Here is an 18,848-nt window from a genome sequence, read left to right on the forward strand (position 1 = left end):
CTCCCGGACACCGGGGGCGGCGCGGGCGCCGTCGTCACATGGGGGCCGGGCGGCCCCGGCCCGATCAGGGCTCGAACTTGTATCCGAGACCGCGCACGGTGACCAGGTAGCGCGGGGCGCCCGGGTCCGGCTCGATCTTGGCCCGCAGTCGCTTCACGTGCACGTCCAGCGTCTTGGTATCGCCCACATAGCCGACGCCCCAGACCCGGTCGATCAACTGCATCCGGGTGAGCACCCGGCCCGCGTTGCGCAGCAGCACCTCGAGCAGGTCGAACTCCTTGAGCGGGAGATCGATCCGCCGACCCTCCACGGTGACCCGGTGGGCCTCGACGTCGAGCCGGACCGGACCCGCCTCGATCGCGCGCGGCTCGTCCGTCTCCACCCCGCCTTGGCGGCGCAGCACGGCACGGATCCGGGCGATCAGCTCTCGGGTCGAGTACGGCTTGGTGACGTAGTCGTCGGCGCCGATCTCCAGGCCGACCACCTTGTCGACCTCGCTGTCCTTGGCGGTCACCATGATGACCGGCACGTTGGACTTGGCCCGCAGCCCGCGGAAGACCTCGGTGCCCGGCAGGCCGGGCAGCATCAGGTCGAGCAGGACCAGATCGGCGCCGCCCTGGTCGAACAGCTCCAACGCCTCGGGGCCGGTGGCGGCCACGGCCACCTCGAAGCCTTCCTTGCGAAGCATGTACGACAGCGCGTCGCTGAAGGACTCTTCATCTTCGACGACGAGCACACGGGTCATCGTGATGCCTCCATGGATGGGGTCGACGATGTCATCGACATCGATTGAGAGGTACTGGACTTGAAGGGCAGCACCAGGGTGAAGGTGGATCCCACACCCTCCAGGCTGCGCACGGTTACCTCTCCCCCGTGGCCCGCCGCGATGTGCTTGACGATGGACAGGCCCAAGCCGGTACCGCCGGTGGCCCGCGAGCGGGCCGGATCGACACGGTAGAACCGCTCGAAGATGCGATCCAGGTCACGCTGGGGAATGCCCAGGCCCTGGTCGGAAACGGTGATGACGGCCATCCGCGCCTCTGCTCTGACCTCGATGTCGACCCTCGTCCGCGCAGGACTGTAGTTGACCGCGTTCTCGACCAGATTGCCCAGAGCCATCACCAGTTGATTGTGGTCCCCCGGCACGATCAGCTCACGATCGCCCCCGATCGCGAGGGTGATCTGCTTCGACTCCGCCGCCTGCCGGCAGCGGTCGGCGGCCTCGGCCACCAGGTCGTCGAGGGGTACCGGTCCCACGTGGTGCAGCGGATGGTCGTTCTGCACCCGGGACAGGTCGATCAGTTCCTGGACCAGGTTGGTCAGCCGGGCCGACTCGATCTGCATCCGGCCCGCGAAGCGGATGATCGCCTCGGGGTCGTCGCTGGCGTCCATGACCGCCTCGGCCAGCAGCGAGAGCGCGCCGACCGGGGTCTTGAGCTCGTGGCTCACGTTGGCCACGAAGTCGCGGCGCACCGCGTCCACCCGGCGCGCCTCGGTGCGGTCCTCGACCAACAGCAGCACCAGCCGAGAGCCCAGCGGCGCCACGCGCGCGGACACCTCGAACTCGTGCGCCTCGCCGTCGGCGCGGGCGAGCAGCAGGTCGCGCTGCCTTATCTCGCCGTCGCGCCTGGTCTCCTTGGCCATCACCAGCAGGTCCTCGGGCACCAGTTGATCCCCGCGGACCAGGCCGAACTTGTAGGCCGCGGAGGACGCCTTGACGACCGTGTCGAACTCGTCGAGGACCACGGCGGAGGAACGCAGCACGGACAGCACGGTCGCCACTCCGGGCGGCAGGGAAGGGGCCGCGGCGGGCGCCGCGGCCGTACCTCTGCCCTGGGCCCGCTCACTCCAACGGAAGGCCAGGGTGCCGGCCACACCGACGGCCAATCCGGATACAGCGGCCAAAGCGGCGGCGGCAACGTTCACGTCCACATGTTCCAGGGTAGAGCTGACCCGAACGGGTGAAACCGTCCAGAGGGTCCGTCGTGCAGATCTTCATGTGTCGTTCATCCGTGCGCCACGCCTGTCACCGGTGATCGTTCGGAGGTCGTCATGTCCGACCCGCAGACCCCACCCCAACCGAGGGCTCCCGTGCCGGGCTGCAACTGCCCGTCCAGTTGTGGCTGTGGCTGTAAGTCCGGTTCCGCGTGCAATTGTGGCGGCAGTTGCGGCCGCTGAACCGGCGCTCGGGCCGACGAGCCCGGCCCGTGCGGAGCGCCGGACCCCTTCCGTGACAGTCGGGCGCTCCGCGCGGAGCCGATCGGGCCTTCACCCGATGTTCGTGTTCACTTCCGCCCCTGGTTCTTGACCGCTTCGATCGCGGCCGCCGCGGCCTCGGGGTCGAGGTAGCGGCCACCGGGGGTGACGGGGCGCAGGTCCGCGTCCAGTTCGTACAGCAGCGGGATGCCGGTGGGGATGTTCAGGCCTGCGATGTCCGCGTCCGAGACGCCGTCCAGGTGCTTGACCAGCGCGCGCAGCGAGTTGCCGTGCGCGGCCACCAGGACCGTGTCGCCGCCGAGCAGGTCCGGCACGATCGCGTCGTACCAGTAGGGGAGCATGCGCTCCACGACGTCCTTGAGGCACTCGGTGCGCGGGCGGATCTCCACCGGCAACGACGCGTAGCGCGGGTCGGCGAACTGCGAGTACTCGTCGTCGTCGGCCAGCGGCGGCGGCGGGGTGTCGTAGGAGCGGCGCCAGAGCATGAACTGCTCCTCGCCGAACTCCTCCAGGGTCTGCTTCTTGTCCTTGCCCTGGAGCGCGCCGTAGTGCCGCTCGTTGAGCCGCCAGGAACGCCGCACGGGCAGCCAGTTCAGGTCGGCCACGTCCAGCGCGAGCTGGGCGGTGCGGATCGCGCGGCGCTGGAGCGAGGTGTGCAGGACGTCGGGCAGCACCCCCGCGTCGAGCATCAGTCGTCCGCCGCGCGCGGCCTCCTTCTCCCCCTTTTCGGTCAGGTCGACGTCGACCCAGCCGGTGAACAGATTCTTGGCGTTCCATTCGCTTTCGCCGTGGCGAAGAAGTACCAGTTTGTACGGAGCATCAGCCATGGCAAGGAGCGTAATCCACCACCGCGCGGCCCTATTGCCCGCGGTTCTCCGGGGCGGCGAATCGGGCGAAGGCCTCCAGGTTGCGCAGGGATTCGCCGCGTTCGACGCGCCAGTCCCATTCCCTGCGGATCGAGGTGGCGAAGCCGATCTCCAGGAGGGTGTTGAAGCTGTCGTCGGCGGTCTGGAGCACCACGCCCAGGATCCGGTCGATCTCCTCGGCGCTCACCGCGGCCAGCGGGAGCCGCCCGTTCAGGTACACGTCGCCGAGTTTGTCGACGGCGAAGGCCACCCCGTACATCCGCACGTTGCGCTCCAGCAGCCAGCGGTAGAAGGCGGCGTGGTTCTCGTCCGCGTGCCGGATCACGAACGCGCTCATGGTCAGGCTGTGCGCGCCCACCGTGAGGGCGAGCGCCGTCTTGAGCTTGCGGGTGCCCGGCAGCACCGCGACGAACGTGTGCGGCGCGGACCGCTCCCACTCGACGCCGGCGTCGTCCAGAGCCGCGCGCACGGTCTCCGCGGCCCGCTCTCGTTCGGCTTCCACGGCCTGCCCCATTCGTCGCCCCTCTCGCCCCGGTACCCGACGCTACTGCCCGCCCACGACCCACCCACGCGGGGCCGTGCTGCGGGCCAGCGTGTCGGCGTACACCTCGGCCATCGAGGCCGCCGCCGCCGCCCAGCCGAAGGAGGCCGCGTGCCGCACCGCGCCCTCGGCGTAGTCCTCGCGCAGCCGGGGGGTGCGGATCAGGTCGCGCAGGGCCAGGCCGTAGTCGACGGGGTTGTGGCCCCGGACCAGGGTGCCGGAGACGCCGTCGCGCACGGCGGTGGGCAGTCCGCCGACCGCCGCCGCGACCACGGGCGTCCCGCACGCCTGGGCCTCGATGGCGACCAGGCCGAAGGACTCGTTGTAGGAGGGCACCACCGCGACGGTGGCCGCGCGGTACCAGTCGGCCAGCACGTCCTGGCGCACCGGGCGCTGGAAGCGGACCACGTCGTGGATGCCCAGCGTCGCGGCCAGCTTGTGCAGGTGTTCGGGCGCGGCCATGCCGTTTCCGCTGGGGCCGCCGACCACCGCGACCACCAGCGAGTCGCGCAGCGTGGGGTCGGCCTGGAGCAGGTGGGCGATCGCGTACAGCAGCACGTCGGGGGCCTTGAGCGGCTGGATCCGCCCGGCGAACAGGATCACCGTGGCGTCCTCGGGCACGTCGAGGCGGCGGCGCGCGGCGGCCATGTCGCCGGGGCGGAACGTCTCCAGGTCCACCCCGGGGTTGACCACCGCGACCTGATCGGGCTCCGCGGCGTAGAGGTCGATCAGCTGGTCGGCCTCCTCGACGGTGTTGGCGACCAGCCGATCGGCCGCCTCGACCACCTGGGACTCGCCGATCACCCGGGCCCGGGGCTCGGGGGCGTCGCCGCCCGCGAGGGAGGCGTTCTTGACCTTGGCCATCGTGTGCATCGTGTGCACCAGCGGCACGCCCCAGCGTTCCTTGGCGAGCCAGCCCACCTGGCCGGAGAGCCAGTAGTGCGAGTGCACCAGGTCGTAGTGTCCGGGGTCGCGCATCGCCTCGGTGCGCAGCACGCCGGAGGTGAAGGCGCACAGCTGGGCGGGCAGGTCCTCCTTGGACAACCCCTCGTAGGGCCCGGCGGTGACGTGCCGCACCAGGACGCCCGGGGCCATCTCGACGACCGGCGGCAGGTCGCTGCCGGTGGCTCGGGTGAATATCTCCACCTCGATGCCGAGCGCGGCCAGCCGCTTGCTCAGCTCGACGATGTAGACGTTCATCCCCCCGGCGTCGCCGGTGCCGGGTTGGTGCAGCGGGGAGGTGTGAACGCTGAGTGTCGCGATTCGACGAGGTGCCCCCCGGCGCGCTCCCCATGTGATCGCGCGCTGGACGTGGTGGCTCACTCGTTGACCTCCCTGGCCGGCCCCGTGCCCTGTCGTTCTGTTGTGCGGAACTACCAGTTGTACCGAGCCGTCGCGGACGGGGTCCGCCCGGCCCGCCGTCGCGGCCCAACTCAAGTCCCAACCCATCGTGGTCGGGCGGGATTCCCGGGCGGGGTGTGATCCACGCCCCGGCGGGGGCGTACGGAGGTGTTCGCCTACGCTGCGAGCATGGGCACGCGCGGCAAACCGGGCATCGGCGCCCCGGGAGCGGGGACGGGAGCTGGGTCCCGGTCGCGGCCGGCCGGGGTGATCACCCGGGGTACCACCAACGCGAACCGGCTGCGCCGGGTCGACCGGTGGCTGACCGGGGTACACGGGCGGCTGCTGCGGGCCGCGGCCGATCCGCTGGTGGTCGACGTCGGCTACGGGGCATCACCGGTGACCACGGTCGAGTTGGCGCGCCGCCTGCGCACGGTGCGGGCCGATGTCGCGGTGGTGGGCTTCGAGATCGACCCGGAGCGGGTGGCCGCCGCGCTGCCGTACGCGGGGAACGGGCTGACCTTCGCCCGGGGCGGCTTCGAGGTGCCGCTGCCGGCCGGCCGCTCGGCGACCGTGATCCGGGCGTTCAACGTGTTGCGGCAGTACGACGAGGACGCGGTGCCGGCGGCCTGGGCGCGGATGTGCGCGCGCCTCGCGCCGGACGGGGTGCTGGTCGAGGGCACGTGCGACGAGTTGGGTCGGCGTGCGGTGTGGCTGGGCATCGGGTCGGACGCCCGGCCGCGCACGGTCACCTTCGCCGCCCGGCTGGCGGGTCTGGGGCGGCCGTCCGAATTGGCCGAGCGGTTGCCGAAGGCGCTGATCCACCGCAATGTGCCGGGCGAGCCGGTACACGCGTTCCTGACCGCGTTCGACCGGGCCTGGGATCTGCACGCGCCGCTGGCCGCGTTCGGCGCCCGGCAGCGCTGGCTCGCGGCGACCGCGACGCTGGCCCGGGACTGGCCGGTATGCGACGGCCCGGCGCGCCGGCGGCAGGGCGAGGTGACCGTCGCGTGGTCGGCGGTGGAGCCCCTGGGGCGTGCCCGCACGTCCCGGCGAGTGTCGCCGATACCCGGCCGACTGTATTGATACATTCTGGTGACTCGTGTCCGATCCGAAACGGCACATGAAATCTTGAACACACCGCGTTGATCCGGACGTGGAACAGCTCGGCGTGTCGTCCTGGATTGCACTGATACGCCCGTTCCGATATCCGGACGATCTCGAATAGTCCCCTGCCGATCACAGCCGGAACATGCAAGGATCCGACGCTGAACCGGTCCTCGGGAACTGCCTTCCCGAAAGCGCGGGTTCCGGTCGGCGTCGCCGCATGAGATCGTCCGCGGCGTCTCCAGGACAAGCCGTTTTCCGAAAGGGCGAAAGCATGGTGAAACTCGGGGGCCGGATCGGTCTGCGAACCCGGGCCGTGACCAGCTGCGGAGCGGCACTGTTGTGCGCGGTCCTGTTCGGCGGCAACGCGTGGGCGGCTCCCGACGCGCCGCCGGTGCCGCCGCCCGCCAACACCGCGATCACCTCGGTCCAGGATCTGCTGGCCGCCCAGGCCCGGGTGCAGGAGTTGTACCGCCAGGCCGAGCAGGCCACCGAGCGATTCAACGCCACCACGGAGCAGTTGGGGCGCACCCAGATCAAGGCCAACGACGTGAACGCGGGCGTGGTGTGGGCCCGGCAGAACGTCGACAAGGCCAAGGAGGATCTGGGCCGACTGGCCCGGCTCCAGTACACGACTCGGGGCATGGACCCGCTGCTGACCCTGATGTTGTCCGCGGATCCCGCGCAGTTCCTGCGCGACGCGCCCACGTACGAGCGGGTCTCGCAGTCGCAGCTGGACACCATCGCGCGTGCCAAGCAGGCCGAACTCCAGCTCACCGCGATGCAAAAGAGCGCGGACGCCCAGCTCGCCGAGAGCCGTCGGCTGGAGCAGGAAGCCGCCGCGACCCGGACCGACATCCAGTCCCGGATCAACGAGGCCGAGAAGATACTGGCCGGGCTCACCCCCGAGCAGCTGGCCGAACTCGCCCGAATGGAGGCGCTGTCGGCGGAGGCCGGTCAGGCCCAGCTGAACACGCTGATCGGCAAGCCCGACCAGCGGACCACGCCCAAGGCGGCGTTGGCCATCGCGTTCGCGATCGACAAGATCGGCAAGCCGTACATCTGGGGCGGCGTCGGCCCCGAGGGCTACGACTGCTCCGGCCTGACCTCGAAGGCGTGGGCGTTCGCGGGCGTGCCGATCCGCCGCACCTCCCAGGAGCAGTGGGCGTCGCTGCCGCGCGTACCGCTGGCCGACATGCGTCCCGGCGACCTGATCGTCTACTACTCCGACGCGAGCCACATCGGTATGTACCTGGGCAACGGCAAGATCGTGCACGCGCCCCGTCCGGGCCGCACGATCACCGTCGCCAACGCCGGTTCGATGCCGATCCTGGGCGTGGTGCGACCCGACGCGGGCGCGGGGACGGTGACTGCCCCGGCGATCCCGAACGTCCCGGGCCCGCCGCCCACCACACCGCCGGTCACGCCGCCGGCGACCACACCGCCGGTGACCACTCCGCCCGTGACCACACCCCCGGTAACAACGCCTCCGGTGACCACCCCGCCCGTGACCACACCGCCCGTGACGACGCCTCCGGCGAGCACGGCCCCGCCGTCGACGCCACCGGCGACGGGGACGGGGACGCCGAGCGGGTCGAAGTCGGGAACGCCGGCGCGTGGGTCGGGGACACCTTCGGGCGGGTGATCGTGGGTCGCGAACGAAGTCGGTGAACGGGTGAGCGGGATCCCGTGCACGCGTCGAAGGGGCCGGGCCTGCGGGCTCGGCCCCTTCGCGTAGGCGGTCGGGTGTGGCACAGGACGCGGCGGCGCGCTTTCGAGGCGAGCCGAATCCGGGGTCGTGCCGTGCCCGCCCCCGGCGACCCGACCGGCTCGCCGTGGGCCTACAGCGCGGCCACCGCCGCCTCGAAGGCGACATGGGCCCGGGCCTCGAACAGCACGAAGCGGGCCTCCGTCACGGCGGACGGTGTGCCGTGGACCGTCTCCACGGCGATGCGTGCCGCGTCGTCCATCGGCCAGCCGTAGATGCCGGCCGAGACCGCCGGGAAGGCCACGGTCGAGGCGCCGAGGTCGTCGGCCACGCGCAGGCACTCGCGGTAGCACGAGGCGAGCAGGGCGGAGCGATCCTCGGTGCGGCTGTACACCGGGCCCACCGTGTGGATGACCCAGCGGGCCGGGAGGCGGCCCGCGGTGGTGGCCACCGCGGCGCCGGTGGCCAGGCCGCGACCCAGCTCGGCCGCGCGCAGCGCCCGACACTCGGCCAGGATCTCCGGGCCGCCCCGGCGGTGGATCGCTCCGTCGACGCCGCCGCCGCCCATCAGGGAGGAGTTCGCCGCGTTCACGATCGCGTCCGCGTGTTGCTCGGTGATGTCGCCGCGAACCAACGTGATCCGTGTCATGCCGACGAGCCTGCCGGCCGGGGCCTCGGCGTCGCCGGCGCATTTCCTCGCTGGGGCGACGCCGCGAAGCGACGGCGGTGCGGGGTCCGGGCCGGGGGACCGTACGGTTATCGGCTCGGGCCGGCCCGCGCTATCGTCCCTTTTCGATTGCCGAACTTCGATTGCCGAACGACGCCGCGTCCGTGCGGCGGCATCATTCCGGAGGTGGTGGCGTGCGCCCCGCGTACGGCGGCGACGGCGGAGCGGTCGAACGGACCGGCTACCGCACGGGGCCGGTGGCCGTCCCCTCCGCATCGGGTCCGGTCGCCCACGTGGCGCGTCCGCTGCGCGTGCTGCTGATCGAGGACGACGCCGGGGACGCCTTCCTGGTCGAGGAGCTGCTGGCCGACTCGCCGGATCCGATGGAGATCGTCTGGGCGCGCTCGATGGCCGAGGCGATGGTCGGACTCGGCGAGGACGTCGGGTGTGTACTGCTCGACCTCGGGCTGCCCGACGCCGAGGGACTCAACGGGCTGCACCGGCTGTTGGCGTTCGCGCCGCGGACCGCGGTGATCGTGCTGACCGGGTTGGCCGACGCGCATCGCGGGTCGGCCGCGGTGGCCGCCGGTGCCCAGGACTACCTGGTCAAGCAGGAGATCGACGGCTCGCTGCTGTCCCGGGCGATCCGCTACGCCCTGGAGCGCAAGCGGGCCGACGAGTCGCAGCGCCGGCTGGTCGAGTCGGAGTTGCGCGCGCAGGAGAACGCCCGACTCGAACGCGGACTGCTGCCCGCCCCGATCCTGCGCGACCCGTCCCTCGACTTTCTCGCCCGCTACCGCCCCGGTCGACAGCGCGCGCTGCTCGGCGGCGACCTGTACGACGCGGTGCAGACCGCCGACGGGCGGGTGCACGTGATGATCGGCGACGTCTGCGGGCACGGCCCGGACGAGGCCGCGCTCGGGGTCAACCTGCGGATCGCCTGGCGCTCGCTGATCTTCGCCGGACTCACCGGCGGTGACCTGCTCACCACGCTGGAACGAATCTTCGAACACGAGCGGCGCTCGGACGAGATGTTCGCCACGTTGTGCATGACCATCATCGAGCCCGACCGCCGCCGGGGCCGGGTCTACCTCGCGGGCCACCCGGCCCCGCTGCTGATCACCCCCGAGGGCGTGGCGCCGCTGTCCGAGGGCGCCACCGGACCGGCGCTCGGGTTGTTCCCCGACGGCCGGTGGGGGTACGAGTCGATCGACCTCGGCCCGGACTGGTCGCTCCTGCTCTACACCGACGGGCTGATCGAGGGCCGGATCGGCCGGGGCCCGGAACGCCTGGGCACCGACGGCCTGTTGCCGCTGGTCACCCGCCTGCTCGCGGCCGGGGGCACCGGCTACGACCTGATCGACTCCGCCGTCGCCGCGGTGGAGGAACTGCACGGGGACAGCCTCAACGACGACGTCGCGGTGTTGCTGCTCCGACACGATCCGGACCATCCGCCGCACGGCGCCGCGGGCGAACACCCGGTGTTGCCCGGCCCGGCGACCGGTGAGGGCCGGACGGCATGAGTCGACGCGAGCCACGAAAGCGACCCGGCGGCCCCCGCATGCGCCAGGTCGTCGGCCTGGGGCTGGGCCTGCTCGCGCTGGTCATCGTGATCTCCGCGGTGATCGGCGCACTGGCCATATCCCGGCTGAACGACTCCCGCGGCACCGTCCTGGAGCGGCTCGAACCGGCCGCCAACGCCGCGCTGCGCCTGGAGAACGCGCTGGTCGACCAGGAGACCGCGGTGCGCGGCTGGATCCTCAGCGGCGACCCGAGCTTCCACGAGTCGTACGCGCAGGCGCGGTCCGAGGAGGACCGGGCCTACGCGGCACTGGAGCGGCTGCTGCCGAACTCCGCAGACGGGGACCGGCTGCGCGCGGACCTGGTCGAGGTGGGCGCCCGGGCCCGGGCCTGGCGGATGGGCTACGCGGAGCCGGCCTTCGCCGATCGCCCGGGCATCGCCGCGGTGCCCGACCAGGGCAGGGGGCTGTTCGACGCGGTGCGCGCGAGGACCTCGGTCCAGCAGGCCGATCTGGGCGACGAACGGGCTGCGGCCCGGCACGAACTGTCGCGCGACTCCACCATGCTGACCGCGACGCTGATCGCGGTGGCGGTGTTGTTCGCCGGGCTGTTGATCGCCATCGCGGTGTTCTTCCGCCGAATGGTCACCAGCCCCCTGGAGCATCTGGGCGAGCAGGTCCGGCGGGTCACCGAGGGCGAGTACGAGCACGCGCTGACCGGGCGCGGCCCGGCCGAGATCGCCGCGCTCGCGCACGACGTTAACTCGATGCGCGACCGCATCCTGGAGGAGTTGCACAGCACCGAGGCGGCCCGCGCGCTGATCGACGAACAGGCCGAGGACCTGCGCAGATCCAACGCGGAGTTGGAGCAGTTCGCCTACGTGGCCTCGCACGACCTGCAGGAGCCGCTGCGCAAGGTGGCCAGCTTCTGTCAGCTGTTGGAGAAGCGGTACCAGGGCCGACTGGACGAGCGCGCCGACCAGTACATCGCCTTCGCCGTGGACGGCGCCAAGCGCATGCAGACGCTGATCAACGACCTGCTCGCGTTCTCCCGGGTGGGCCGGCTGGACACCGAGCTGGGCGACGTCGACCTGCGGGAGAGTCTGGAGCGCGCGCTGCACGCGCTGGCCGCGGCCCGTGAGGAGAGCGACGCGAAGATCACCGCCGATCCGCTGCCCACCGTGCCGGGCGACGCGGTGCTGCTCGGGCAGCTCGTGCAGAACGTGGTCGGCAACGCGATCAAGTTCCGCACCGAGCAGACTCCGAGGGTGCACGTGAGCGCCCGCTGGAACGGCGAGCAGTGGGAGTTCGCCTGTGTCGACAACGGCATCGGGATCGAATCGCAGTACGCCGACCGGATCTTCGTCATCTTCCAGCGCCTGCACCCGAAGGACGCCTACGGCGGCACCGGCATCGGACTGGCCATGTGCAAGAAGATCGTCGAGTATCACGGCGGTCGGATCTGGCTGGACACCGAGGTCACCGCCGGCACCACGATCCGCTGGACCCTGCCCGGCCCGCCGCCCGCCTCAAACGAGGCGGCTCACCAGGGGCCGTAGGGCCCCGTGTTGTTGCGTCCGCCGCCGCGCCGGCCGCCGACCTCCTTGAGCGCGGGGCGCACGTCGACCATGTAGACGATCGCCGCGACCAGGCCCGCGAGGGTGAACATCAGGCCCAGGCCGCCGGTCGGCAGCACGTCGACCACGACCGCGACGCCGAGCAGGATCAGCCAGAAGGACTTCTTCTTCTTGTCGGCGGCGCGGTACGCGTCCTCACGCCGAAACGCCGCGTCGAACAGGCAGAAGACCTTGAGCAGGAGAATGCCGAGGAAAAGCCACGTCAGCGCCTGGTCGAACTTGGCCGTCAGCAGACCATCGGCCATGTCCATGCCCATCGATCCTCCTCTGCGCGGCCGCCGGGTGCCGCCACGTCGTGCGGGGGATTCCAGTCTGGCACGCCGGGCGCGCCCCGACGATGGTGACGCGGACGGATCAGGCGCCGGAACCGGTGGTCGGCTCGGTGCCGGCCTCGGCGGCGGGCTTGGTCCGCGGCTTGGCGTTGGCCCGCTTGGTCGCGTTCGCACCGGTCGCGGCGGTCTTCGCCCGGCTCGCGGCCGGCGCGGCCGGGGGTTCGGCGACGGGCGTGGTGTCGTCGTGCCGGTCGCCGCGCTTGACCAGCTTCTCGCCGCGGGCGGCGAGGTCGTCGTAGATCCCCCGGGCCCGGTCCACCTGCGACCTGGCGAAGATCTGGGTGCGGTCGGGGAGCGTCTGGATGCGCTCGCGGATCACCTTCGGGTCGGTGACGACCTCGGTCCGGAACCGCTCGGGCAGCTCGCGCAGCTTCTCCACCACCAGGTCGCCCGCGCCGGCGACGGCGTAGAACGGGGTGGTCTCGGTCAGGGTCTTCCTCAGGTCCGTGGCGATCGCCATGGTGTTCCTCACTCCTTGTGCGTGTGGATCGAAAGATCGGTCGTGGCCCGGCCGGCCTTGCCGTTCTCGGTTGCGTCGGCGGCGCCCGGTACGTCCCGCACGGCACCGTCCTGTGCGTTCTCCTTGCGGAATGCCTCGTAGATCTCCACGAGCACCCGCTTTTGACGGTCGTTGATCGCCGGATCCGCCATGATCGCGGTGCGCACCTCGCGGTCGCCCTCCTCGCGTTCGTCGAGGATGCCCGCCTGCACGTAGAGCGTTTCGGCGGAGATGCGCAGCGCCTTGGCGATCTGCTGGAGGATCTCCGCGCTCGGCCGCCGCAAACCACGCTCGATCTGACTGAGGTAGGGGTTGGACACCCCGGCCACCTCGGCGAGTTGCCGAAGCGAGTATTGCGCGTTGCGGCGTTGCTCCCGGATGTATTCACCCAGCGAGCCGACGTTCAGACCTGCCATGTCCCCAGCATGCACACATCGCGCTTGCTCTTGCAAGCACCCCGCTAACAACCGCGAGCGGTCCCTCGGGCCGGGAGCCGACCGGCTTCGCCGTCCCCGGGGGGTCAGCGCCCGGACAGCAGGTCCTCCACCTTGGCCTCTCCCTCGCGGTAGCGCCGGGTGATCTCGGCGGCGCAGTCGTCGGCCGTGCGCTGGAGGCGGTGCCGACGGGAGGAGACCTCCTGCTCGTGGCCGGCGAGCTTGTCCAGCGCCTCGCCCAGCTCGGCGTCGGTGTGCGCGGCGAGGTCGGACAGGCCCACGTCGGCGAGCAGTCGCTCGATCCAGCTCCGGTAACGATCGGTGCGCGGCGGCTGCACGTTGACGTGCCGGGCACCCCGGGCGGGCGGTCTGGATTCGGACAGGATCTCGGGCAGCCGGCCCACCACCGGCGATTTCGGCTCGGCGCCGTCCCCGCCGGACCGCCGGGCCAGTTCGGCGCGCAGGATGTCGATCCGCCCCTGGAGCAACCTCCGCAGATAGGACAGATCGTTCTCCTCGCGCTGGGCGTCACGCATGAGTTCGCGAACCCGACTCAGCGTGAGGGCGCGGATGGCCTCCGGGGCCACTCCGTCGGGAAGATCCACCATGAGACGCATCGTGTCATGTCGGGCAGACCGTCGCGTGCCACATGGCGCGGAATCGATCCGGACGGGTGTGCAGAATGGGCCCATGCGTGCCGTCCTGCAAGTGGTGACCGAGGCTTCCGTGACCGTCGACGGGGACGACGGGGAGGTGACGGTCGGCTCGATCGTGGGCCCCGGACTGTGCGTCCTGGTCGGCGTCACGCACACCGACACCCCCGAGATCGCCCGCCGACTGGCCGCGAAGTTGTGGAGCCTGCGCGTGCTCGACGGCGAGAAGTCCTGCTCCGATCTGGCCGCACCGTTGCTGGTGATCTCGCAATTCACGCTTTACGGCGATGCCCGCAAGGGTCGTCGGCCCACCTGGAACGAGGCCGCGCCCGGGCCGGTGGCCGAACCGCTGGTGGCCGAGGTGGTCGCGGCGCTGCGGGCGCTGGGCGCCGAGGTGGCCACCGGCGTCTTCGGCGCGGACATGCGCGTCGCGTTGGTCAACGACGGCCCGATGACCCTCGTCGTCGACATGTGAGCCCGGTCGCGGCCACGACGACCCCGAGAAATCCCAGGGTCGCGAAGCCCGCTTCCCGGGGGTTCTCCCCATGTTCCCGGGCTTCACGGGGAAGGAGAATGGCGACAGGTTCACCGACCGAAGGGGGTTGACCATGTCGCATCGCGGGCCGTACATCGCGGCCGGGATCGTCGTCGCCATCATCGCGCTGATCGTGCTGCCGTCCTGGATCGCCTGGACCATCGTGGCGGTCGCGATCGGCCTGCCCGTCGTCGCCTACTTCACCCTGGACCGCTCGCAGCGGCGGCGCCTGCACCGCATCCGCCGCCGCGAGATCCGCTAGCGCGCCCGCTGCCCGTGGGGCACGGGCAAAGGGGTGGCGCTACGCGGGGACCACGATCTCCTGCGTCGCCGGCACCCCGCCGGCCAGGAGTTCGGCGTCCACGGCGGTGTTGCGCTTGATCAGCGCGAGCGCGATCGGGCCGAGTTCGTGGTGGCGCGCCGCGCTGGTGACGAACCCGACCTGGCGGCCCGCGAGTTCCACCGGCGCGCCGTGCGCCGGCAGCGTCTCCTGGGTGCCGTCCAGGTGCAGGAAGACCAGGCGCCGCGGCGGGCGGCCCAGGTTGTGCACCCGCGCGACCGTCTCCTGCCCCCGGTAGCAACCCTTGTCCAGGTGCACGGCGGTGTCGATCAGGCCCAGCTCGTGCACGATCGTGCGGTGGTCGGTCTCCAGGCCGCGCCGGGGCCGGTGCGCCGCGATCCGCAACGCCTCGTAGGCCCACATGCCCGCCGGATGCGCGTGCTCTCGCCCATACGCCGCCAACCGCTCGCGGGGCAGGAACACCTCGCGGCCGTACCCGGTCTCCCGGACCAGCACATCGTCGGGAGCTTCCCCGCCCGCCTCGTGCACGACGGCGAAGTCGGCGGACACGTCGGCGACCTCGACCCGCAACATGAAGCGCATGCGGTCCAGGAACTCGACCAGGGCCGGCGCCTCACCGGGTTCGACGTGGGCCCAAAATGCCTCGCCGTCGTCCACCCCGTACAGCGCGTGCTCGATGTGTCCGTGCGGGCTCAGCACCAGCGTCAGCGTGGCCTCGTGCGGCTTCAGCTCGGTCAGGTGCTGTGTGGTCAGCGAGTGCAGCCAGCTCAGCCGGTCCGGGCCGGACACCCGGATCACGTCGCGGTGCGACAGGTCGACGAAGCCCTCGCCCGCCTCCAGCCGACGTTGTTCGCGCAGGGGGTCGCCGTAGTGCGCGGCGACGCCGGCGTCGGGGGCTTCCGCGGCGACCGCGCCGGGCAGGGTCAACAAAGGGCTCGTGGGCATGCCCCCACAGTACGAGACCCGTCGAAGGAACCTCAGTTCGCCCGGGCCGCCGTGCACTCCGCGCAGCGGCCGAAGATCGCGAAGTGCGCGAGATCGATGTCGAACCCGTGCTCGTCGCGCAGCCGCTCGCCCATCCCGGCGGCGACCTCCGTACCCACCTCGATCACCCGGCGGCAGTCCCGGCAGACCAGGTGCAGATGGCCGCCGGCGTCCGCCGGGTGATAGGTCGGCGCACCGTGCCCGAGGTGGGTGTGGGTGACCAGGTCGAGCTGTTCGAGCAGTTCGAGGGTGCGGTAGACGGTCGAGATGTTGATCCCGCCGGCGGTCTTGTGCACCTCCACCAGGATCTCGTCCGGTGTCGCGTGGCCCAGGGCGTTCACCGCTTCGAGGACGAGTTGGCGCTGCGGCGTGAGCCGGTAGCCCTTCTCGCGAAGCTCGTGCTTCCAGTCAGTGCTCACGCAGGGAAGTTTACGAGTGCGCGGCGCCCGCCGGGCCGGCCGAGCGGGCGACTACTCGGCCGCGAGTTCCGCGTCGACCCGCTTGAGCTGCGCCGAGACGTGTGCCTGGAGCGGGTGTCCCATGGCGGCCATGTCGTAGGCGTACATCAGCTCGCCCTTGACCAGGCCGTAGAGCCGGTGTCCGGCGGTGTACTCCTTGGCGTCCTCGGTGCGCGCGACCACGTCGGTGCGCATCTCCAGGCGCGGGCCCTCCACCTTGCCGAGCCAGATCTCCACGATGCCGGTCGGGTGGGCAAGCGTGACGTCGACCGAACCGTCCAGCTTGGAGCGCCAGAAGCCGGTCTCGGTGGCCAGCGGGCGCACCCGCTCCCCCGCGTCGTCGAGCAGCCAGGTCCGCGACGTGTAGGTCAGGAACGGCTTGTTCGCGATGTAGCCGAAGGTGACCTGCTGGCCGAAGCGGAACGCCTCGATCGTCGGGTAGTCGCCGACACCGGCGCCTTCCCAGGTGCCGAGCAGGAACGCGAGGGGGACGGCGTCGAAGTGCAGGTCGTCCGGGATTTCGATCATGGTGGGGAGGGCCGCTTCCGAGGGTCGGGTACGGCCGGTCAGCCTACCGGGCGTCGGCTCAGTTCTGGCCCTTGTACAGCTTGGACACGGTCAGCGCGGCGAACCACGCGACGAGGACGCCGACCACGGCCAGCAGCGCAATGAAGAAGATGTGCATCGCCCGGGTGCTCCTCGTGCTTCGTACGGGGCGGCCGGATCGCCCCGGCCGGGTGCCAAACGGCCTCAGTGTATAGGCTGCGAGCCGTGAAGCGATCTCTCGTGGTCAAGGTCACCGCAGGTCAGGACGCGCCGGAGCGCTGCTCCCAGGCGTTCACCGTGGCGTCGGTGGCGCTCGCGTCGGGGGTCGACGTGTCGTTGTGGCTCACCGGCGAGTCGTCCTGGTTCGCGCTGCCCGGGCGGGCCGCCGAGTTCGAACTCCCGCACGCCGCGCCGCTGCCGGATCTGCTCGACGCGCTGCTCGCGGGCGGACGGGTGACGTTGTGCACGCAGTGCGCGGCGCGGCGTGAGATCACCGGGGACGACGTGCTGCCGGGGGTGCGGATCGCGGGCGCCCAGGTGTTCGTGCAGGAGGCGCTGGCCGACGGGGCCCAGGCGCTGGTGTACTGACCGGCCGGGCCCGACGCGCCGGTGTCAGTGGCTGATCCCGGAGATGTTCAGGCCGATCACGCCGAGCAGGACCAGGGCGATCGAGATCAGTTTGAGCGGGGACGAGCTCTCGTTCAGCAGCCAGATGCCCACGAGCGCGGTGCCCGCCGCGCCGATCCCGGTCCACACCGCGTAGGCGGGGCCGACCTCCAGAGACTTGAGCGCGTAGGTGAGCAGTCCGAAGCTGCCCAGCGCGCAGGCGGCGAAGCCGACGGTGGGCCACAGCCGGGTGAATCCGTGACTCTGCTTGAGCATGATGGCGAAGCCGGTCTCCAGGATCCCCGCGATGATCACAATCGCCCATGCCACGTGTTGCCTCCCGGCGTCGCGCCTTGCTCCGGTGCCCCGATGCGCCGGGCGGTTCCCCCCGACGATACGGAAACCTTTCTGCCCCGACGACGGGCGGGACACACCGGGTGCACGACCGAACGACCGCGCCCCTCCCCCGAGCACGTGGGGAGGGGCGAGGCCGTATCGCACCGAGCGGTGGCGGATTCCGTGGGTGTACGTCCGAAGGAGATCCGCCCCGTCGGCGTGTCAGACCGCGATCTCGACCTCGGCGACGGTGCCCTTCTCGGACACCACCACGCTGCGGTCCACGGTCGCACCGGGCACGAGCGCCCGGACGGTCCAGTTGCCGGGTGCCGCGAAGAACCGGAACTGGCCGGTCGCGGACGTGGGCACCTCGGCGGTGAAGTCGCCACCCGCGTCGAGCAGGCGCACATAACCGTTGATCGGCTGCCCGCCCTTGGTCACCGCCCCCTGGATGATGGTTTCCTTCGCCACGTCAACTCCTGCCAGATCCGGGCCGCCGGCCTTCGCACCGCACATCGTTCCTGCTCCCTGCGTTCGGGTGGGTGTAGCCGTCGGTCACTTGCCGTCGCCGAGCTCGATCGGCACGCCGACCAGCGCGCCGTACTCGGTCCACGAGCCGTCGTAGTTGCGCACGTTGCCCTGCTCCAGCAGCTCGTGCAGGACGAACCACGTGTGCGCGGAGCGCTCGCCGATCCGGCAGTAGGCGATGGTGTCCTTCGCCAGGTCCACACCCTCGCCCTCGTACAGCGCGGTGAGTTCCTCGTTGGTCTTGAAGGTGCCGTCGTCGTTGGCGGCCTTCGACCACGGGATGTTCTTCGCGGTCGGCACGTGGCCGGCCTTCTGCGACTGCTCCTGCGGCAGGTGCGCCGGGGCGAGCAGCTTGCCGGAGAACTCGTCGGGCGAGCGCACGTCGACCAGGTTCAGCGAACCGATGGCGGCGAGCACGTCGTCGCGCCAGGCGCGGATCGAGGTGTCCTGCGGCTTGGCCGTGTAGGTGGTCGCGGCGCGCTCGGGCACCTCGACGACCAGCTCACGGGAGTCGAGCTCCCACTTCTTGCGACCGCCGTCGAGCAGCTTGACGTCGCCGTGGCCGTAGAGCTTGAAGTACCAGTAGGCGTAGGACGCGAACCAGTTGTTGTTGCCGCCGTAGAGCACGACGGTGTCGTCGTTGGCGATGCCCTTGGCGGACAGCAGCGCCGAGAAGCCGGCCTCGTCGACGAAGTCGCGCTTGACCGGGTCCTGCAGGTCGTCGCGCCAGTCGATGCGCACCGCACCGCGGATGTGGTTCTTGACGTAGGCGCTGGTGTCCTCGTCGACCTCGACGAGGACGACCTTCGGGTCGTCCAGGTGGGCCTGGACCCAGTCGGCGTCTACCAGAACGTCGGAGCGGCTCATGGGATACCTCCGGTGCAGAAGTGCGCGGGATCTCGCGGATGTCGGGGTGCACGTTCGCGACACACGTTCGCGACACACCCGGGCATGCCGCGGCGCCGCCGCATGCGGGGATGTACGTGTGTCAGGGGTGTTTCACGCGGGAGCCGGGTGCCCGTTCCGCCGTGT

23 protein-coding genes are annotated in these 18,848 nt (G+C 71.1%); 7 read left to right on the plus strand and 16 right to left on the minus strand.

The genetic code is table 11. From position 1 onward, the window contains the following. Positions 1–64 precede the first annotated feature (64 nt). The 5 genes from ACFRCG_RS08830 to mshA form a co-directional block, all read right to left on the minus strand. Positions 65–745, minus strand: a complete 681-nt coding sequence (locus tag ACFRCG_RS08830; protein ID WP_078975976.1) for a response regulator transcription factor — start codon at positions 743–745, stop codon at positions 65–67. Further along, the gene (locus tag ACFRCG_RS08835) at positions 742–1,932 is read right to left on the minus strand and encodes a sensor histidine kinase (RefSeq protein WP_380030102.1); all 1,191 of its coding nucleotides are present in this window, start codon (positions 1,930–1,932) and stop codon (positions 742–744) included. The genes ACFRCG_RS08830 and ACFRCG_RS08835 overlap by 4 nt, the downstream gene beginning before the upstream one ends. A gap of 353 nt (positions 1,933–2,285) precedes the next feature. Then, positions 2,286–3,044, minus strand: coding sequence for a phosphoglyceromutase (locus ACFRCG_RS08840; protein WP_380030103.1), 759 nt, complete (start codon positions 3,042–3,044; stop codon positions 2,286–2,288). A gap of 31 nt (positions 3,045–3,075) precedes the next feature. Then, positions 3,076–3,597: a YbjN domain-containing protein gene (locus ACFRCG_RS08845; protein ID WP_380030104.1), complete on the minus strand. Its 522-nt coding sequence runs from the start codon at positions 3,595–3,597 to the stop codon at positions 3,076–3,078. A 30-nt stretch (positions 3,598–3,627) separates the two neighbouring features. Then, the gene (gene mshA / locus ACFRCG_RS08850; RefSeq protein ID WP_380030105.1) at positions 3,628–4,947 is read right to left on the minus strand and encodes a D-inositol-3-phosphate glycosyltransferase; all 1,320 of its coding nucleotides are present in this window, start codon (positions 4,945–4,947) and stop codon (positions 3,628–3,630) included. A 207-nt stretch (positions 4,948–5,154) separates the two neighbouring features. Between mshA and ACFRCG_RS08855 the strand changes: the two genes are divergently transcribed. Together ACFRCG_RS08855 and ACFRCG_RS08860 are read left to right on the plus strand one after the other, a co-directional pair. Further along, positions 5,155–6,051 (plus strand): class I SAM-dependent methyltransferase, encoded by an 897-nt coding sequence (locus ACFRCG_RS08855; RefSeq protein WP_380030106.1) that lies wholly within the window; start codon positions 5,155–5,157, stop codon positions 6,049–6,051. Between the two features lie 295 nt (positions 6,052–6,346). Beyond that, entirely contained in the window at positions 6,347–7,717 is a 1,371-nt protein-coding gene (locus ACFRCG_RS08860) for an NlpC/P60 family protein (protein ID WP_380030107.1), read from the plus strand. A 196-nt stretch (positions 7,718–7,913) separates the two neighbouring features. Here the strand turns inward: ACFRCG_RS08860 and ACFRCG_RS08865 are convergent, their stop codons facing one another. Continuing rightward, positions 7,914–8,429, minus strand: a complete 516-nt coding sequence (locus ACFRCG_RS08865) for an O-acetyl-ADP-ribose deacetylase (RefSeq protein WP_380030108.1) — start codon at positions 8,427–8,429, stop codon at positions 7,914–7,916. Positions 8,430–8,641: 212 nt separating this feature from the next. Here ACFRCG_RS08865 and ACFRCG_RS08870 point away from each other — a divergent pair, with 212 nt between their 5' ends. Together ACFRCG_RS08870 and ACFRCG_RS08875 are read left to right on the plus strand one after the other, a co-directional pair. After that, positions 8,642–9,970 (plus strand): PP2C family protein-serine/threonine phosphatase, encoded by a 1,329-nt coding sequence (locus ACFRCG_RS08870; RefSeq protein ID WP_380030109.1) that lies wholly within the window; start codon positions 8,642–8,644, stop codon positions 9,968–9,970. Between the two features lie 38 nt (positions 9,971–10,008). Then, on the plus strand, positions 10,009–11,526 hold the full coding sequence (locus ACFRCG_RS08875; protein ID WP_380030110.1) for an ATP-binding protein: 1,518 nt from the start codon (positions 10,009–10,011) through the stop codon (positions 11,524–11,526). Here the strand turns inward: ACFRCG_RS08875 and ACFRCG_RS08880 are convergent. From ACFRCG_RS08880 to ACFRCG_RS08895, 4 genes are all read right to left on the minus strand, one after another. Next, a complete protein-coding gene (locus ACFRCG_RS08880) occupies positions 11,511–11,837 on the minus strand; it encodes a DUF2516 family protein (RefSeq protein WP_380030261.1) in 327 nt (108 codons plus the stop codon). The two genes, ACFRCG_RS08875 and ACFRCG_RS08880, sit on opposite strands and share 16 nt — an antisense overlap. 121 nt (positions 11,838–11,958) lie before the next feature. Next, positions 11,959–12,396, minus strand: coding sequence for a hypothetical protein (locus ACFRCG_RS08885; RefSeq protein WP_380030111.1), 438 nt, complete (start codon positions 12,394–12,396; stop codon positions 11,959–11,961). A gap of 8 nt (positions 12,397–12,404) precedes the next feature. Continuing rightward, the gene (locus ACFRCG_RS08890; RefSeq protein WP_380030112.1) at positions 12,405–12,851 is read right to left on the minus strand and encodes a helix-turn-helix domain-containing protein; all 447 of its coding nucleotides are present in this window, start codon (positions 12,849–12,851) and stop codon (positions 12,405–12,407) included. Positions 12,852–12,955: 104 nt separating this feature from the next. Beyond that, positions 12,956–13,477 (minus strand): ABC transporter substrate-binding protein, encoded by a 522-nt coding sequence (locus ACFRCG_RS08895; RefSeq protein ID WP_380008841.1) that lies wholly within the window; start codon positions 13,475–13,477, stop codon positions 12,956–12,958. 82 nt (positions 13,478–13,559) lie between these two features. Between ACFRCG_RS08895 and dtd the strand changes: the two genes are divergently transcribed. Then, on the plus strand, positions 13,560–13,997 hold the full coding sequence (dtd, locus tag ACFRCG_RS08900) for a D-aminoacyl-tRNA deacylase (protein ID WP_380030113.1): 438 nt from the start codon (positions 13,560–13,562) through the stop codon (positions 13,995–13,997). Between the two features lie 133 nt (positions 13,998–14,130). Beyond that, positions 14,131–14,319, plus strand: a complete 189-nt coding sequence (locus tag ACFRCG_RS08905) for a hypothetical protein (protein WP_078979320.1) — start codon at positions 14,131–14,133, stop codon at positions 14,317–14,319. A 39-nt stretch (positions 14,320–14,358) separates the two neighbouring features. Here the strand turns inward: ACFRCG_RS08905 and ACFRCG_RS08910 are convergent, their stop codons facing one another. From ACFRCG_RS08910 to ACFRCG_RS08920, 3 genes are read right to left on the minus strand one after another with little or no spacing between them, the layout of a single operon-like run. Further along, the gene (locus ACFRCG_RS08910) at positions 14,359–15,303 is read right to left on the minus strand and encodes a YgfZ/GcvT domain-containing protein (protein ID WP_380030114.1); all 945 of its coding nucleotides are present in this window, start codon (positions 15,301–15,303) and stop codon (positions 14,359–14,361) included. Between the two features lie 32 nt (positions 15,304–15,335). Then, positions 15,336–15,761: a Fur family transcriptional regulator gene (locus ACFRCG_RS08915; protein ID WP_380030115.1), complete on the minus strand. Its 426-nt coding sequence runs from the start codon at positions 15,759–15,761 to the stop codon at positions 15,336–15,338. 51 nt (positions 15,762–15,812) lie between these two features. After that, the gene (locus ACFRCG_RS08920; RefSeq protein ID WP_078975990.1) at positions 15,813–16,328 is read right to left on the minus strand and encodes an FABP family protein; all 516 of its coding nucleotides are present in this window, start codon (positions 16,326–16,328) and stop codon (positions 15,813–15,815) included. 243 nt (positions 16,329–16,571) lie between these two features. Between ACFRCG_RS08920 and ACFRCG_RS08925 the strand changes: the two genes are divergently transcribed. Further along, the gene (locus ACFRCG_RS08925; protein ID WP_380030116.1) at positions 16,572–16,934 is read left to right on the plus strand and encodes a DsrE family protein; all 363 of its coding nucleotides are present in this window, start codon (positions 16,572–16,574) and stop codon (positions 16,932–16,934) included. A 24-nt stretch (positions 16,935–16,958) separates the two neighbouring features. Here ACFRCG_RS08925 and ACFRCG_RS08930 read toward each other — a convergent pair whose 3' ends face one another. The 3 genes from ACFRCG_RS08930 to ACFRCG_RS08940 form a co-directional block, all read right to left on the minus strand. Continuing rightward, complete coding sequence (locus tag ACFRCG_RS08930; RefSeq protein WP_380030117.1) at positions 16,959–17,282, minus strand: DMT family transporter; 324 nt, start codon at positions 17,280–17,282, stop codon at positions 16,959–16,961. A gap of 228 nt (positions 17,283–17,510) precedes the next feature. Further along, on the minus strand, positions 17,511–17,804 hold the full coding sequence (locus ACFRCG_RS08935) for a DUF1416 domain-containing protein (RefSeq protein ID WP_020552259.1): 294 nt from the start codon (positions 17,802–17,804) through the stop codon (positions 17,511–17,513). Between the two features lie 39 nt (positions 17,805–17,843). Beyond that, positions 17,844–18,683: a sulfurtransferase gene (locus ACFRCG_RS08940; protein WP_078975994.1), complete on the minus strand. Its 840-nt coding sequence runs from the start codon at positions 18,681–18,683 to the stop codon at positions 17,844–17,846. Positions 18,684–18,848 lie beyond the last annotated feature (165 nt).

It is taken from the genome of Embleya sp. NPDC056575 (assembly GCF_042793325.1).
Taxonomy (GTDB): domain Bacteria; phylum Actinomycetota; class Actinomycetes; order Streptomycetales; family Streptomycetaceae; genus Embleya.